We start from the raw sequence: 15,868 nt of genomic DNA on the forward strand, positions 1-15,868 counted from the left end.
CTTGACAACTATTTTATGAATTTTTACCGTGTACTAATTGTCTATACTATGGTATATGGCGCTATTCTATTTTATACTTTGGGGAAAACAGATGAAAAATTTATTGTGCGTGCTGCTGGTATGTATGTGTAGTCTCGTTGCGCAAACGATTACCTCCTACACAAAAAATATGAAAAAACACCAGGGGTTTTTTACTTTTTATTGGGAGGAAGACCGCGGGCAATTGTTTTTGGAAATTGAGAATTTTCAACAACAATTTCTGTATGTGAATTATTTAACCACCGGAGTTGGTTCCAATGACATTGGTTTGGATCGTGGACAACTAGGGGATAATCGCGTGGTATACTTTTCCAAAGTAGGTGGGAAAGTGTTGCTCATCGAACCCAATTTGAAATATCGCGCTATTACCGAAAACATTCAAGAGCGCCGTTCCGTAGAGGAAGCGTTTGCTAAATCAGTACTTGCAGGTTTTCATATTGTTGCACGTGAAGATTCGCGGGTTTTGGTGAACGCAAGCCAGTTTTTTCTTCGCGATGTTCACAATGTTATCGAAGCATTACAGCGTTCGAATCAAGGTAAATATATGTTGGACAAAAATCGCAGTGCGTTATATGTTCCGCGGTGTAAGAGTTTTCCGCAAAATACCGAAATAGAGGCGTTGTTGACGTTTGCGGGCAAAGCACCGGGCAACTGGGTACGCTCTGTAACTCCTACGCCTACTGCGATTACAGTAAGGCAACATCACTCTTTTGTGCAGTTGCCTGACAATAAGTATCGCGTTCGCCATAGCGATCCACGCGGAGGTTTTTTTACCGTGAATTTTGCCAATTATAGCGCCAAACCACACCAGGATATGAGTACGCGACTTATCCGTCGACATCGCTTGCAAAAGAAGTTTCCACAAAAGAAAATAAGCGAGCCAGTGAAAGCCATCACCTACTATGTAGATAATGGTATCCCCGAACCCATTAAATCGGCGATTATCGAGGGAGCAAGTTGGTGGAATGAAGCGTTTACCGCGGCAGGTTATAAAGACGCTTTTCAAGTAAAGATTCTGCCGAAAAATGTCGATCCTCAAGACATTCGTTACAATGTTATTCAGTGGATTCATCGTTCTACGCGTGGCTGGTCATACGGGCCAGCAGTTGTTGATCCGCGTACCGGTGAAATTATTAAAGCTCATGTTGTTCTCGGTTCGTTGCGGATACGACAGGATTATTTAATTAGCGAAGGGCTACTTTCGCCTTATGTAGGTAAAGTTGAAAAAGACAATCCGATGTTGAAACTTGCATTGGCAAGATTACGACAACTTGCTGCTCATGAAGTGGGACATACTTTAGGTTTGCGCCACAACTTTGCGGCAAGTGTCAACGAGCGTGCTTCGGTAATGGACTATCCACACCCCAAGGTCAAAATCAACGAGGACAGCAGTTTCGATTTAAGCGACGCCTATGCTGTTGGTATAGGTGAATGGGACAAGGTCGCCATTCAATTTGGTTACCAAACTTTCGTCAAAGACGAACAACGCGCGTTGCAAAAGATTCTGAAGCAAGCGCAAGAGTTTTCGTTTATCTCTGACAGTGATGCACGCCCCGCAGGAAGTGCTCACCCATATGCGCATTTATGGGACAATGGTAGGTCAGCGGTCAATGAATTGGAACATGTGCTGGAAGTTCGTCGTCTGGCGCTCAAAAGATTTGGGGAAAATAGCATTCCTCCAGGAACACCTTGGGCAAAATTGCACGACGTGTTGGTACCGATTTATTTCTTTCATCGTTATCAAACCGAAGCAGCGGCCAAACTGATCGGAGGTTTGAATTATACCTATGCCGCGCGCGGTGATGGGCAGTTGGTGACAAAGTTTATTAGCAGCTTTCAACAGAAACGCGCATTGGATATGCTACTAAAAACACTGCATGTCGATCACTTAGCGATTTCGGAAAAAATTGTAAAACTGATTCCTCCACGTCCGGAAGAATTACCACAAACAAGAGAGTTGTTACCGCGACGTACAGGCGTTACGTTTGATCCACTTTCTGCGGCACAAGTCGCCGCTAATTTTACTTTAAGTTTATTATTGAATCCACAGCGCGCATCGCGCTTGGTGGAGTTTCACGCGCGCAACCCGTCGCTACCATCTTTGGAGATGGTGATCGATAGCATTTTGCTGAAAACATGGTATAGACCCTTGCCAAAAGACCGTTATGAAGCGCGTATTCATGAAATAATCAACGATACGACCTTGACGGCTCTCATTCGCCTAGCAAAAAATGACAATGTACATCCTCAAGTACAGGCAATTGCTGGATATAAGTTAAAAGAATTGTCTATTTTTCTTGAGGATGAGGTGGAAAATCTCAACATACCTCTGTCAGTAGTGTACTACAGTATACAACGTATGAAATCTATGACCGTAAAAGCCACGACGGAATTAAAAATGCCTCCGGGTTCTCCGATTGGTTGTTGCGAAAGTTTACATTTTAAGTGATGAAAAAATGAATAAATACATACTGATTATTGTTGTTCTCCTAGGTTTCACGTACACCTCGGAAGAGGAATACCAATATGTGGTGGCAACGATCGAATATTTACAGAAAAAATACCCCAAACTCGTTCGTCGCGTTTCGATTGGTAAATCTGTGGAAAAGCGCGACTTAACCGTATTGCGTATCAGTGCCGCCGAAGAAGATAATGTGCCATCTCTGTATCTGGGATCGTCTATTCACGGTCATGAGCTTAGTCATCGGCCTGGACTTTACGTTTGTGGAAAATGGAGTTGTTTACTTATGGCAAATATGTGGGGACGTAAAGCGTAACAAGCCTGTTTTTGAAAAAAATTAGCAGAATATTCATCACAATTGCCAGCGAACCAGGGATCTATTATGCAAAATACATCTATATACAACGGACGTTATCAGATAATTAAAAAACTTGGTGAAGGAGGAATGGGGGCGGTATATCACGCCTACGATAAAAAATTACAACGTGAAGTGGCTTTAAAGTTTTTGCTGGGAACTATCAGTAAAAAAGACGTCAAAAGATTGCAGCGTGAAACGCGATTGATGGCAACGATGAACCACCCCAATGTCGTAAATGTTTACGATAGAATAGACGATCCCAAAAGTCCATGTATCGTAATGGAACTTATCGACGGCGTCGCGTTGTCGGAGTTTGTCAAAAGCAATAAAATGACGGTGAGAGCAATTACGAACCTCATGATCAAGGTCATTAAAGCCATTGCTTACATTCATGAACTGGGAATTGTACATCGCGATCTAAAACTGGCAAATATAATGATCGATAGTAGTGGTGAACCAAAAATCATGGACTTTGGTTTAGCAAAAGTAGCCGATTCCAAAAGTCAGTTGTCGAAAACTGGGTCGATCATCGGAAGTGTACATTACATGCCGCCAGAACAAGCGCAGGGAAATATTGATGAAGTGGACCACCGTAGTGATATTTATGCTTTGGGAGCAATTCTTTATGAACTTCTTACGGAAAAGAAACTTTTTACGGGAAGTTCGTTAAATATTCTATTTCAAATACTCAATGAGAGTCCAGAAAAACCGAGTAAAATTAAGCAACGTGTTCCACGAGACTTAGAGTTTATTTGTTTGAAATGCTTAGAAAAGAAAAAGAAAAATCGTTATCAGAGTACAAAAGAACTTGTGAATGATTTAGTGCTTTTCCAACAAGGCAAACCTATTAACGCCAAGAGATCACATATAGCGAAGATACTAAAAAACGTTGGTTTCGCTATTACTCTTTGCGTTGTGGCAGTTGCCACGATTTTCTTTTTAAAATCTCCAACTATCTTACAAGTGATATCTTCTCCTTATGAGAATTATTCACCTAATCACTATAGCATAAGTTTTTCTTGCAGAGTCACAAATGACATAAAAAAAATATTTATACAAAAAAATCTCCTAGTGCTCATGGTTCTTTTCAATTGGAGTTAAGGGTCGAAAACGATGATTTATTTTTACCTGTAGGTAACAAATTTCCTATGGGTAGTCGTGCGGATTTACAGGACAATATTTTATCGCTAAAGTCAACTGTGGATTTTGGTGTAAATGAATTTTCGGTTAAAATACTCGATTGTTGTGACGAGATACAAGAGAAAAAATGGCGGATTCACCACAAACAGCCGCAAAAAAGATATGAAATTTTTCGCGGTGACTTTAGACGCAGCGGAAAGTATGATAGCAAAGATGTTGATTCTAAACCTTTGAGTATAACAAAATATAAAGGAGTATACCGTTGTACGCCCACTGTAGTGGATGACGTTGTTTACTATGGGAATAAGACATCGTTTCGTGCTGTTCAATTTGAACAAGGTAAAGTAATTTGGGAAGTTCCCTTGCTGCGCAAAAATGACTACAATTACACTGTGACTTGGTACGAAGGTCTTCTCTTTGTTAGTGTTGATAATTCACTGCACTGTTTAGATGCTCAAAGCGGTAAGACTAAATGGGTTTATACTGTGAAAGGAGAGCCTGTTGACGGTCCTCCTTACATTGTTCGTTTTCCTGTTGCGGTAAATGGCATTGTCTTTTTTTCTTGTGATAAATATTTTCATGCACTGGATATTGATAGTTGTAAACTTTTGTGGTTGAAAAAGTACTCGAAAATAAAAACCTTGGCGACGGTATGTGTAAAACGCAATATTGTATATTTTGGCGAAGGAGATAGTCAAACAACTCTACACGGTTTAGATATGCTATCGGGAAAAGAGGTAGAGAGTTTTTCACTACCTAAAATCTGGTGGTCTTCGCCGGCATTACAGGGCGATAAAATATACATTGCGAGTTTTGAAGGCAGCGTTTTTGTTATTGATACGACACTTCAGTCGGTAAAGAGAAAGAAGTTACATCTTAATGAGAGAGAGTTGGCGAAACTGTATCCTGTGAGGGAATGGTTTTTACTTAGAGGTAAGCGTATAAGATTGAATGCGCGTTTGGCGATAGATGATTCAATACAGTACATGAGTGTTTCCACACATGGTTTATTACAAGCATTTGATCTAAATAACAAGGACGCTCCGTTGTGGACGTATCGATTGGTAAAAGAGTCTTTGTCAAAAAAACGCGAATATGTAATGACTTCGCCGATCATTACTGATAATAACATTTATGTGGCGGCATTGAAATGTATATACGCATTGAAAAAGCAAGGAGACAAAGAACCAAAATTGTTGTGGAAATTACAAACGGAGGGAAATCTTTGTGAACCAGTGATAAAAGACGGGACTTTATTTTGTGCGAGTACCGATGGTAACCTTTATGTTTTAAAGTAGAGATCACTGCGGTGATCTCTACTCAATGGCTACTCGACGACAAAAAATACTACACAATCTTCATTGGCATTCATACCTTTGCATTCCACATGAGCAACGCTTTTTACATCGCCTATTTGCAAGGCTTTTGTATCAATCTCAAAACGTTTCTCGTCTTTTACTTTTAGATTATCTATCGTAAATAACATTTGATCACATTGTAGTTGTGGGGCAATGATGGCCACAACGATATCTTTTGCGTCTACCTCTCCGATATTTTGAACGATAATTTCACAAGTAAATTTCTCGTTCCGTGTTACCTGTTGTGGACCACGGTGAATGATCTTTAGTTTCGGTGCTTGTTGCCAAGTAATACAACCTTTGGCTTGATGCTTCTTTTGTTGGTGCACTGCTTCTACGCTAAAACATTGTTCGCCAATTTTTGAGGAGGCAATGAGAATGCTAAACGTCGCTTGTTCTCCCACCGGAATAATGTCTTGTACTCCGACAATAGAGTTTTCTTTTACTGTCGCTTGGGAAATATCATGCGAGATGATTTTGTTCTGTGGTAAAAAATTCGCGTGGAGTTTTATGTCTTCTAAATCTTTGTTTCCTGTGTTGGAGACGGTTACGTTGATGAGAGCTTGCCCTTCAATAGAACAGCGTGACTCATTTTCTATGGCAATACGGAAATCTTTTTTAGCAATTTTGCAGCAAAACTTTTTGGTCACTAGTGGGTGGTTTGCGCTATTTATGTTGATTTCGCAACATTGTTCGCCAGGCATTGTGGCGATAACTTTGGTATTAATTATTTTTTCTTCACCGGCTTTGATAACACCTATGGGAAAAACTAAATTTTGTTCTGCACTTTCGTGTGAAAAGCCATCAGGCAATGCGAAAGAGGCAACCACTTCATGTGCTTCACCGTTTCCGGTGTTTTTTACACGTAGTTGATAGCTAAAAGGTGAGGCAATATTTTGATGTTTTGGGCCACTGATGGTTGCTTGTAGCTGGGGCTCGCCAATGATGACGCTACTACGATTTGCTGGAGTGGCTTTGACAAAAGAAAAAAACGATTGTTTTCCGCCGGCGGTTGGCATGAGCCATACGCGAATATTTTTATTTTCTCCTTGAGGAATAACATCGTATCGCCATGTTAAACTTTGTCCGTTGACTTCTGGGAATGGTTCGCTACGCAGATATGTCACTGTTTTGGGAATGACTACTGTAATTTTGACTTGGGCAACATCGGTAGATGCATGAGCTTTTAAGTGATAAACCATGGGAACTTTAACTGTTCCTTTTTGGGTTTGCGAGGTCAATGTCACGAGTTGTTGTGGTGGAAGTTGTGTCGCGACAACAGTCTTTTTTGCTGTTTTGTCGTTTTGTTTGTTGCGTACAATGTCGTTTTGTTTGTTGCGTACAATGTCGTTTTGTTTGTTGGGGGTTACTTCAACTTGGGGCGCAGGCTTTACCACCTCTGTATTCGATAAATTGTTGGTACTTTTGAGAATTTGTATTTGTTTGCCGTCGCCAAAAATGGTGACTTCATAACTCGATTTATCGGGATTTTCCTGTATTTGTTTCAGTAGTACATTGCGCTCTTCTTCTGCTAGAGAATCCATATTTTCCATGAGGAAGTCATTACTAAAAGTTGTATTTTTTGCCAAAAGAAAATCTACCAAGTAGCGCGAGTTGGTATGGTGAAGATGAATAAACGTGACGAAATGGTGATAGTAGCGCTCTTTGATTTGAGAAAAAATGTAGTGGAGTTGTCCATTATTTTGCAGTACTTTTCCTAAAAAAAGAGGTATATTTTTGGGATATATTTTTAGTTTTTGAGCGATGGGAAACTTTTTGGCGTTTTTCACTTCCGAGCTAAAAAATAAATCGCGTAATTGCTCTTGTCCTAAGTTGGCGATGTCATGTTCATGTACCGATGTTACCCAGGAAAACCATGCGTACTTATCTGCAGGTAAGTTGACCTTGGTTATTTTTTGTAAAAATTGACCTATTTCTTCCTTTAAACTCGAAGTCTCTAAGGTCGGGGCTACTTCGGCCACGAAGGCAGCCAACATATCGCTACTGATGGAATCCCATCGTTTTTGGTGGTATGTTATATAACTATTGAGTACGACACGCATGTATTCAGGTTTACTGTTTTGCAAATGTTCATTTAAAACGTGAATATCGTTTGTCTCAAAAGAGAGTGCAATCATTCCACCCAGATAACACTGTATTTCTGGATCTTTTTCCAAATTGTATGCGCGCTTTATTTTGTCAATACGTAAGTTCTCTCTGTTCATAAGAGCAAGCGCGGTTTCGCGGCGTACTTGTTGACTGCTATCTTCCAAGGTAATGTATAGTATTTCATCTATGGTGCTTTGGTCGTTGAAATCTTTACCTAAATTTCGTAAGACGATAATGGCATTTTGGCGAACATCCAGGGAGATAGAAGAAAAACACTCTATAAACTCTTGTGGTATGTCTTGCTGTTTGACAAAAGACTGCGCCAAATATTGATTGAGAAATGCGTTGTTTTTTGCCTTCGATGAGGTGATTTTTTTGTGCCATTTAGCGGTAGCAGACTTTTTTAACACCACATATTTTACGACAACCACAGCGAGCCCCAAAAAAATTAGCGACATAACTATGGGTAAAATTTTCTTTTTCATAACGCACTCCCACATTTCACAGTTCTTAGTCATTATCAATTGTATTATGCGCTTGTACCAAATTCGCATCATTTTGTCTACGAATATTTTGCATCACAAAGTATAAGCGCATACTGAGAAGTATGGCTGCGACACTTAATCCACTCACAAGTCCAATCCAAAAACCATTTGCTCCTAAAGGATTTTCCATCGACAAACCTAGAAAATAACCTAAGGGGATGGCAACGCCCCAATAGGAAAAAAAAGTCATAACCATGGGAATTCGCGTATCTTTGTATCCGCGTAACGAGCATGCGACACTCACCTGAATCGCATCGGAAACTTGAAATAATGCAGCGTAAAACATGAGATCTACAGCGTATTTGATGACCAATGGATCATTTGTATACATATTGGCGATGACAAATGCCAAAAAATAAATAATACAGGCGTTCACCAACGCAATACAAAACGCTAACAATACTCCTGCAAAACAAGTGGTTTTCGCTTTTTCGAAACTACCTTCTCCTAGATTGTGTCCAATGCGAATTGTAGCTCCTAATCCTACGCTAAGTGGTAGCATGAACAATATGGACGCGACGTTCATGGATATTTGGTGTGCGGCTACCTCTTTCGGGCCAATAGAAGCCACAAAGATCGCGACGATGGAAAAAGAACTCGCTTCGGCGAGTATTGCCGCACCAATAGGAAAACCCAAACGCACAAGCTTCGTCAACTCTGCAAAATTGGGTAAGTATAACTTGGCAAATAGCGAAAAAGAGGCGAGATGTTCATCCTTGTGTATGTAATGATACATAAAAATCACGGTGATGAATATTGCGATGGTAGAAGCCCAGCCACACCCAACGCCTCCTAAACGCGGAAATCCCCACTTTCCATATATCAAGACGTAGTTTGCAATAATGTTGACAACGAGAGTTATACTAGAAGCCACAAAGACCGGACGCGTATAGCCGAGTCCTTCACAGTAACTACGCATAACAAAAAAAATGGCAAGTAGAGGTGCCCCCCATGAGATTGCGTACAAATATTTTACGGCAAGAGGAATAATAACGGGATCCACCTTAACCCACTGTAATAATGGTTCGGCATTTTGTAGTACAACAACGCCAAAAATACCCAGAAAAATCGCCAAGTATAAGCCTTGTTGAACCACAAGTGGTATATCTTTGGAATTGTTTGCTCCACGCAAATGAGCAATGCTGGGGGTAACCGACATTAAAACTCCGGTGATAAAAAGAGTCGTAATAAACCACATACTACCACCAACGGAAACAGCTGCTAAGTCTAAGGCACTAACATTTCCTGCCATAATCGCGTCAACTACGCTGATGGAGGCTTGAGTAATTTGTGCTAAAGCAAGAGGAGTAACAATCGGAATGAGTTTGCGTATTTCTTCCCGTATTTTTTGTGTGTTCATAAAAGATACTTTTTTGAGGGTGTAGGGAATGAGGGCTCGTCATCTCCACAAAAGTGGAGATGACAACTTGGTGTAGGACAAATTTGTGATATTATTTGTTGTCTTCCGCAGGTTTGTCCGCAGGAGCTTCTTCTGCAGGCTTGTCCGCAGGAGTTTCTTCCGCAGGTTTGTCCGCAGGAGTTTCTTCTGCAGGCTTGTCCGCAGGAGCTTCTTCCGCAGGTTTGTCCGCAGGAGCTTCTTCCGCAGGTTTGTCCGCAGGAGCTTCTTCCGCAGGTTTGTCCTCTACTTTTTCTTCAAAGATACGTTTGGGAAAAAGTTTATTGTGATCGTCTTTACTAATTGCAGTAAATGGCTGATTGGCATCTATTCCGATGTACACGCCACTCGTTACAGCGGATACTTTACCACCAGAGAAAATAGAGTGTTTATTTCCGTCTTTTAAAGTGACTTGTAGTTGATTCTTCGGAGCTTCCAAACCTAGAGCAGTTTTGTCTGTGGTGTCGGTATAGTCTTCAGGTGTTATTTTACTCACTGTTTGCACAAGATTTTTCACAACGTCTTGATCTAGCTCTTTACCTTGTGTATCTGCCTTCCAGTTATTACCATCCTTAGTTAAGGACACTTTTGTTTGGGCGGTGGTGACGTCGATCTGTGTGATATCATCTTTTTGAATCGTTAAGCTTGGTAGTTCGAATATGTCACTACCCTTTTTGAAAATTTCTTCGAAACGCCATTTTTCCAATTTGTAAACTAGATTGGGATTGCTCTCTAAATAACAATAACCCTCTCCATCTGGATTGGGGTGGCTTCCAAGAATAACATGCTTTGTTGTTTCACCCAAAGATACTTCCAAACGAAAAGTGGGTTGATCTAAACCGTAGTCTTTCTTTTTTGTCGGATCAACACAGTCAGAAATTTTGCACTCCGCAAGAATGTCGTCAAACATATTGGTTCGGTAAGAGTCTTTGAAATCGCGACCGAATCCACCCGATGTCAATTTCCAAGCATATACTTTTTTCTTTGACTTCTTTGGTTTTTCTTGCTCGTCTTGTTCTTCTCTTTGGTCCTTCTGGGTCTTGACTTCTTCTTTACTAAGAACAAACTGTTTGTCTGGATAGGTTAGGGCCAGTCTTGTGGCCTTGTTTTTATCTACCTTCAGTATAACTTTCTCTATCCATGTGTCTTGACGAATATCGTTGTTATCTCTTGCAAGGTCTAGTTTGGAACGCAATTCTCCACCTACACGATAGACATTGTCGCTATCACTAAAGCGTAAAAAACAACTTTCTTGGTCAATACCTTTGCCGAATAGAAAGTGTTGTTTCTTTTCTCCACGTTCTACGACTAAATGAAAGGCGCCTTTGTCGGTGACTTGGTATTTTTCATGGAAATCTTTGTTACTGGAGCGAAGTTCGCCAAAGGCACGCTTGAATATTTCCATGAATTCGTAAATCTTTTTTTCGTTTGCTGGTGCGTTATACTGCGATGTAACAAGCCACTTACCATCTTTGTGACTGATTGCGACCTTTTCGTCACTTTTACTACCGTCATATAAAACGATGTTGGTAACATCGGAGATTAGAAAGTCATCGCCCAAAACTTTTTTGGCATCAGCTTGTTCTATAACACTAGGTGTACTTTGCATATTTTTTTTAACTAGAATACCTACCGCAAGTACAACAGTGATTGTTGATAGCATCACGAGTTTATTATTCATTGTTTATCCCTTTACTCAGTTGAAACTGTACAAATGTGTGTCGTAAAATGAGCTAGTTGCTTTGATGCTAGTGGACATTAAAAGTCCCACTAGCATATTTGGAACTACATAACACTCATTGTGTATTGATCGCGAGTAATACGACGTACTTGCAAGCGCAAAATACCAATAATAACGATGAGAAGTGGTATTATGAAATAATTTAGCACTTTCCAGAACGTTTTATCGCTGTCGGAAATTTTACTAATGGCGCGTGCGGATATTTTCTTACTGCGAATACTTGACAGTTCTCCACCTGTGGTTAGTACATCTACCCCATTGCGGAATAAATCGAGACTGTGTTGTAAGAAAGTCTGACTAAACATTTTGGCACAACCGACCACAAGCAATTTTCCTTCCGCAGGTTTTGCATCGCGTACGGGTGTATCTGGAGCTGGAGGTGTAAATTGATTGGGGTTGCGCTGTGGTTCTTTGGGCCACTCTGGCATCTCTTGTTTGGCGTCAGGAAATTGTCCTTCGATAAGAGCCATCAGAGGGTATGAGGTAAGTCCTTGATCGGGAGCATTGCGATTTTCACGAGTTAGGACGGTGGTTTTGGGAACTTTCCATGCTCGATCACTAGTCGTCATCAAAACCGATGATTTTAGCTTATTTTCCTTGATGGTTTCGTCTTCGACTTCTAAAGCAGAACCCCATAGGTAAACAATTTGGTCAATACGGTTTGTAATAGGACTGCTCTGTTGCATAAAATCACGCGTGACAATAATATGAGTTGGCATGTCTACTTGTAAACCAAACATTCCTGCAAATGGATTTTCTTGTGTGGCTTGTTGTTGTACAGTCAATACAAAGTTGTTAGAGTCCATAAGAACTTCTTCGTCTACTTTGATTCCATACTGACCTAACCACTCATTTACTTGTGGATCGTATGGCTGACGTGTAATTTCTAGTTCTCTATCCTTTAAGCGGTAGTCGTACTCGTAGTTTTGTACAGCGAGAAGTACATTTTTACCATTGTGAAGTGCACGGGAGATTTCCCATTTTTGACGTTCGTTTAGTTTACGTGGAGCGAGTACTACCATTGTGTCAAATTCTTCTGGAAGTGGACTTCTCTTTGTAAGATCCACTCTCTTTACTTCGTAACCATCATAGTCGAGAAGTCGTTGGATAACATCAAACTCACTTGGCGGAATAGGTTGCCCCATCTGACGCATAATGGGAATCATCGATGGATCTATACCGGACCTTGGGGCGACCAATGCTACGGTAGCCTTTTCACTTGTTTGGCGATAAACGATCGTCATGACTTGGTATTCCAACTCTTCAAGAGTTTGTGGAACAACGCGTGGAATGTATTCTTCCTTTTTGTCCATGTAGGCAATACCCATAGAAGAGTAAATAAGCTGGGTACTTTGCTTTGTCGCTTCTCCCAACGCAATCTGGAAAGGCTGTACACCTTTTTTCATCAAGGATCTTTCCAATGACTCTTCATCGCGCTGACGTTTTTTCTCTGACTCGTCATCTTCATCTTGTACAAGGCGTTGTGTATGCATATGCACAACAGAAAATTTCATCTTGCCACCGCTGACGATGCGCATCTCTTCTAATTTATCGGCAACTTGTTGTTGTAGATTTTTTAATTGGATGGGGAGTTCTTCTTTTGGACTTATGTACAACTTCACTACAACATTACCTTCTAGAGAAGTTAAAATTTTCTCTGTCGCAGGAGAAACTGTGTGTATTTTGTCTTCGGTGACGTCTAAACGACCAACCGCCAGTCCTTCAAGTAAGTAATTGGAGAAAACTCCGATAAAGCAACATAATATAAAAGAGGTCGCAAAAGAAAGTTTGTGTCCTTTGCGACTACGACCTTCTAGGTACATACCGTTTAAAAACAGAAACAACACTGTCCACACTAAGAAATATACGAGTGAGGCTGTTGGAATGATTCCTTTGACAAAAGGTTCATAGTGTGCTGTTACGGTAAGAAAACTCTTTAATATCTGACCAACTTCCACTTCCATACCAGTACTAGACTTAATCATGGCATCAATACTTGCGATGATCATGTCAAGTCCAAAAATGTATAGGAAGAAGCATGCTCCCAGGGAGAGTACCGCAGCAACGATCTGGTCTTTTACCAATCCCGAAATGAAAATACCCACAGCGAGGAACAAAGCTCCGAGAAGTAGTGCTCCGATATAGGAAGAAAATATAATTCCCCAGTCAGGAGATCCTAATGCCCCAAGCATAATGGGAAGTGTTATTGTTCCGGCAAGAGAAATGGCAAAAAACGCCAAACTTGCAAAATACTTTCCTAGAACCAAATGCGTCGGTTCCATGGGAAAAGTGAGTAGCATTTCGATGGTGTTTTCTTTGCGTTCTTCCGCCCAAAGTCTCATTGTGACAAGCGGAACAAAGACAATTAGAATAAACGGTAGGGTTTGGAACATAATGCGCATGTTCGCAGAAGGGGCAGAAAAAAATGAAATTTGGTATAACCAAATATTTAGGGCCACAAACACAAATACGAAGATGTAGCCAATAGGAGAATTGAAGTACGTAGATAATTCTCGGCGAAAAACGGTAAATATGTTTCTCATGCTTTTTCTCCTTTCGCATTCACAGTCAGCGCCAGGAATACTTCTTCGAGAGTCAATGGATGGCGTTTAAGCTCTGTGAAGTTCCATGATTTCTCACGAACAAGTTTCGAAATGTCTGCGAGAGGATTTTTCTCGTTTGATGATTCAATAGTATAGACAATTTCGTCGTTTCGGTCCTGATGTTCTACTTTTTCGATATGATCTATTTCTTCCAGTGCTTTTTTTACGTCGTCGCTGCTAGTGTCTTTTTCCACCGCAAGTTGCAAGCGCTGATGCGCCAATGCTTGTTTGCGTATATCGGGAATGGTGCCATTTGCCACGATTTTTCCGCGATTGATGACAATGATGTGATCAGTGATTGCCTCAATCTCTTGTAATATGTGGGTGGAAAAAATAACGGTTTTTTCTTGTGCTAGCTCATTGATAAGAGCGCGGATTTCTAAAATTTGATGAGGATCTAGACCACTAGTGGGCTCATCGAGGATTATAATCTCTGGATCGTGAAGCAGAGCTTGTGCCAATGCAGTTCTTTGCTTATATCCTTTGGATAATTCGCGGATTATCTTGCGGTACATCATTTTTAATCCACATTTTTCCACGACCCAATCCAAGCGTTTTTGTAAATTAAGACCATACAATCCACGTGCGTTACCCACAAATCTTAGGTATTCGCAGACCTCCATATCCATATACAGGGGCAATTGTTCTGGTAAATACCCAATCATTTTGCGAACGGCAACAGGGTCTTTACGTACATCTTTCCCCGAAACATAGGCCGTTCCCATGGTTGGATAAATATATGATGTTAAAATTTTCAATGTTGTTGACTTACCTGCTCCGTTGGGACCGAGTAGCCCGATAACTTCGCCTTTTTTGATTTCAAAATTGGCTTTATCAAGAGCGGTTACTGGTCCATAAAGCATCGAAAGGTTTTCTGCTTGTATCATTTCATGAACCTTCCACAAATATTAAATTCTAAAATAAAGTGTTTGTACAAAGTTGTTTGCTATACTATAGTAACGCTTACATAAAAGCGTATTTTTACAAAAAAATGTTTTTGAAAAATGCTTCAAATAAAGTGCCAACTAATCGCGTTTTCTAGGTAACGCTTTGTAGAAGCTTATACAAACTAACATTTTTTTTTCATTTTTTTTGGCGAACTCACATATTATCCAGCAATTGTATGTCAATTTGCCAGAGTTTTTTACAAAAATGTGCCTTGTTGACAGAATTCGAGGAGAAAGCATGGAAATTTTACTTACGGGATCTAACGGCTTTGTTGGCTCACATTTACGGCAACATTTCACCGCGAACAACCACAGGGTCCGTCGATTAGTACGCTCACAACCTAAAGGGGATGACCAGTTTTTATGGGTTCCCGATCAACAAAAAATAGATGAAGAGGCGTTGAAAAACGTAGATGTTGTCGTTCATCTTGCTGGAGAAAACATTCTTGGGATGTGGACGCAAAAAAAGAAAAATGCCATCATGGAAAGTCGTCGCCAAAGTACACAACTTATTGCGCAAAAAATAAATGAAATGTCACAGCCCCCCAAATTGTTAATCAATGCATCGGCCATTGGTTACTATGGTAACTGTGGAGACCAAATCGTTGATGAAACGGCTTCCAAGGGCAGTGGATTTCTTGCGGAAGTATGCGATGAGTGGGAAAAAGCAACGGCGCTTGCCGAAGAAAAAGGGGTACGCGTGGTAAAATTACGCATTGGTATTGTCCTTGGTACTGCCGGTGGACCACTGCAAAAAATGCTTCTTCCTTTCAAGTTAGGCCTCGGTGGACGTTTGGGAAATGGTAAACAGTACATGAGTTGGATCTCTATTGACGACATTGCCGGAATGGTGGATTACATTATCGAAAACGATAACGTGACGGGTGCGGTGAACGCTTGTGCCCCGAACCCCGTGACCAATCTAGAATTGACCAAAACGCTAGGCAAAGCTTTATTTCGTCCAACAATATTTCCTGTGCCGCGCTTTCCTTTTAAGATAGTTGCCCGTGAAATGAGTGAAGAGGTTATGTTCTCTAGTACACGTGCCACGCCAAAAAAAATCTTGGATGCTGGGTATGTTTTCCAGCATAATTATTTGCAAGAAGCTCTAAAACATTTGTTAAAAAAATAGGCATTTTCTCCTTTTACGCGTTATAGTAAACAAAACGAT

The 15,868-nt window shown here is 40.6% G+C and carries 10 protein-coding genes; 5 read left to right on the forward strand and 5 right to left on the reverse strand.

The features are described 5' to 3' along the window. Positions 1-91: 91 nt before the first annotated feature. The 4 genes from UABAM_RS19035 (at position 92) to UABAM_RS19050 (ending at position 5,296) form a co-directional block, all read left to right on the forward strand. Complete coding sequence (locus UABAM_RS19035; protein ID WP_173013421.1) at positions 92-2,488, forward strand: zinc-dependent metalloprotease; 2,397 nt, start codon at positions 92-94, stop codon at positions 2,486-2,488. A 7-nt stretch (positions 2,489-2,495) separates the two neighbouring features. After that, entirely contained in the window at positions 2,496-2,816 is a 321-nt protein-coding gene (locus UABAM_RS19040) for a M14 family zinc carboxypeptidase (protein ID WP_151969590.1), read from the forward strand. Positions 2,817-2,882: 66 nt separating this feature from the next. Beyond that, positions 2,883-3,959 (forward strand): serine/threonine-protein kinase, encoded by a 1,077-nt coding sequence (locus tag UABAM_RS19045; RefSeq protein WP_151969591.1) that lies wholly within the window; start codon positions 2,883-2,885, stop codon positions 3,957-3,959. Positions 3,960-4,006: 47 nt separating this feature from the next. Next, entirely contained in the window at positions 4,007-5,296 is a 1,290-nt protein-coding gene (locus UABAM_RS19050; RefSeq protein ID WP_151969592.1) for an outer membrane protein assembly factor BamB family protein, read from the forward strand. A 29-nt stretch (positions 5,297-5,325) separates the two neighbouring features. On the opposite strand, the gene UABAM_RS19055 is transcribed toward UABAM_RS19050, so the two are convergent. From UABAM_RS19055 to UABAM_RS19075, 5 genes are all read right to left on the reverse strand, one after another. Beyond that, the gene (locus UABAM_RS19055; protein ID WP_151969593.1) at positions 5,326-7,950 is read right to left on the reverse strand and encodes a COG1470 family protein; all 2,625 of its coding nucleotides are present in this window, start codon (positions 7,948-7,950) and stop codon (positions 5,326-5,328) included. A gap of 25 nt (positions 7,951-7,975) precedes the next feature. Further along, entirely contained in the window at positions 7,976-9,370 is a 1,395-nt protein-coding gene (locus UABAM_RS19060) for an MATE family efflux transporter (protein ID WP_151969594.1), read from the reverse strand. A gap of 91 nt (positions 9,371-9,461) precedes the next feature. Beyond that, positions 9,462-11,087 (reverse strand): DUF4340 domain-containing protein, encoded by a 1,626-nt coding sequence (locus UABAM_RS19065; protein ID WP_151969595.1) that lies wholly within the window; start codon positions 11,085-11,087, stop codon positions 9,462-9,464. Between the two features lie 104 nt (positions 11,088-11,191). Beyond that, positions 11,192-13,690, reverse strand: coding sequence for a Gldg family protein (locus tag UABAM_RS19070; RefSeq protein ID WP_151969596.1), 2,499 nt, complete (start codon positions 13,688-13,690; stop codon positions 11,192-11,194). Beyond that, positions 13,687-14,637 (reverse strand): ABC transporter ATP-binding protein, encoded by a 951-nt coding sequence (locus tag UABAM_RS19075; protein ID WP_151969597.1) that lies wholly within the window; start codon positions 14,635-14,637, stop codon positions 13,687-13,689. Before UABAM_RS19075 ends, UABAM_RS19070 begins: the two co-directional genes overlap by 4 nt. 298 nt (positions 14,638-14,935) lie before the next feature. On the opposite strand from UABAM_RS19075, the gene UABAM_RS19080 reads away from it, so the two are divergent. Next, complete coding sequence (locus UABAM_RS19080) at positions 14,936-15,829, forward strand: TIGR01777 family oxidoreductase (RefSeq protein ID WP_173013422.1); 894 nt, start codon at positions 14,936-14,938, stop codon at positions 15,827-15,829. Positions 15,830-15,868 lie beyond the last annotated feature (39 nt).

Origin of the sequence: Candidatus Uabimicrobium amorphum, from assembly GCF_009002475.1 — a bacterium.
Lineage (GTDB): Bacteria > Planctomycetota > Uabimicrobiia > Uabimicrobiales > Uabimicrobiaceae > Uabimicrobium > Uabimicrobium amorphum.

Excerpts from the sequence above, each read along its gene's own strand:
- UABAM_RS19075 (WP_151969597.1), bottom strand. The coding sequence starts at position 14,637 with ATGATACAAGCAGAAAACCTTTCGATGCTTTATGGACCAGTAACCGCT.
- UABAM_RS19070 (WP_151969596.1), bottom strand. The coding sequence starts at position 13,690 with ATGAGAAACATATTTACCGTTTTTCGCCGAGAATTATCTACGTACTTC.
- UABAM_RS19060 (WP_151969594.1), bottom strand. The coding sequence starts at position 9,370 with ATGAACACACAAAAAATACGGGAAGAAATACGCAAACTCATTCCGATT.
- UABAM_RS19055 (WP_151969593.1), bottom strand. The coding sequence starts at position 7,950 with ATGAAAAAGAAAATTTTACCCATAGTTATGTCGCTAATTTTTTTGGGG.
- UABAM_RS19045 (WP_151969591.1), top strand. The coding sequence starts at position 2,883 with ATGCAAAATACATCTATATACAACGGACGTTATCAGATAATTAAAAAA.
- UABAM_RS19035 (WP_173013421.1), top strand. The coding sequence starts at position 92 with ATGAAAAATTTATTGTGCGTGCTGCTGGTATGTATGTGTAGTCTCGTT.
- UABAM_RS19050 (WP_151969592.1), top strand. The coding sequence starts at position 4,007 with ATGGGTAGTCGTGCGGATTTACAGGACAATATTTTATCGCTAAAGTCA.
- UABAM_RS19065 (WP_151969595.1), bottom strand. The coding sequence starts at position 11,087 with ATGAATAATAAACTCGTGATGCTATCAACAATCACTGTTGTACTTGCG.
- UABAM_RS19040 (WP_151969590.1), top strand. The coding sequence starts at position 2,496 with ATGAATAAATACATACTGATTATTGTTGTTCTCCTAGGTTTCACGTAC.
- UABAM_RS19080 (WP_173013422.1), top strand. The coding sequence starts at position 14,936 with ATGGAAATTTTACTTACGGGATCTAACGGCTTTGTTGGCTCACATTTA.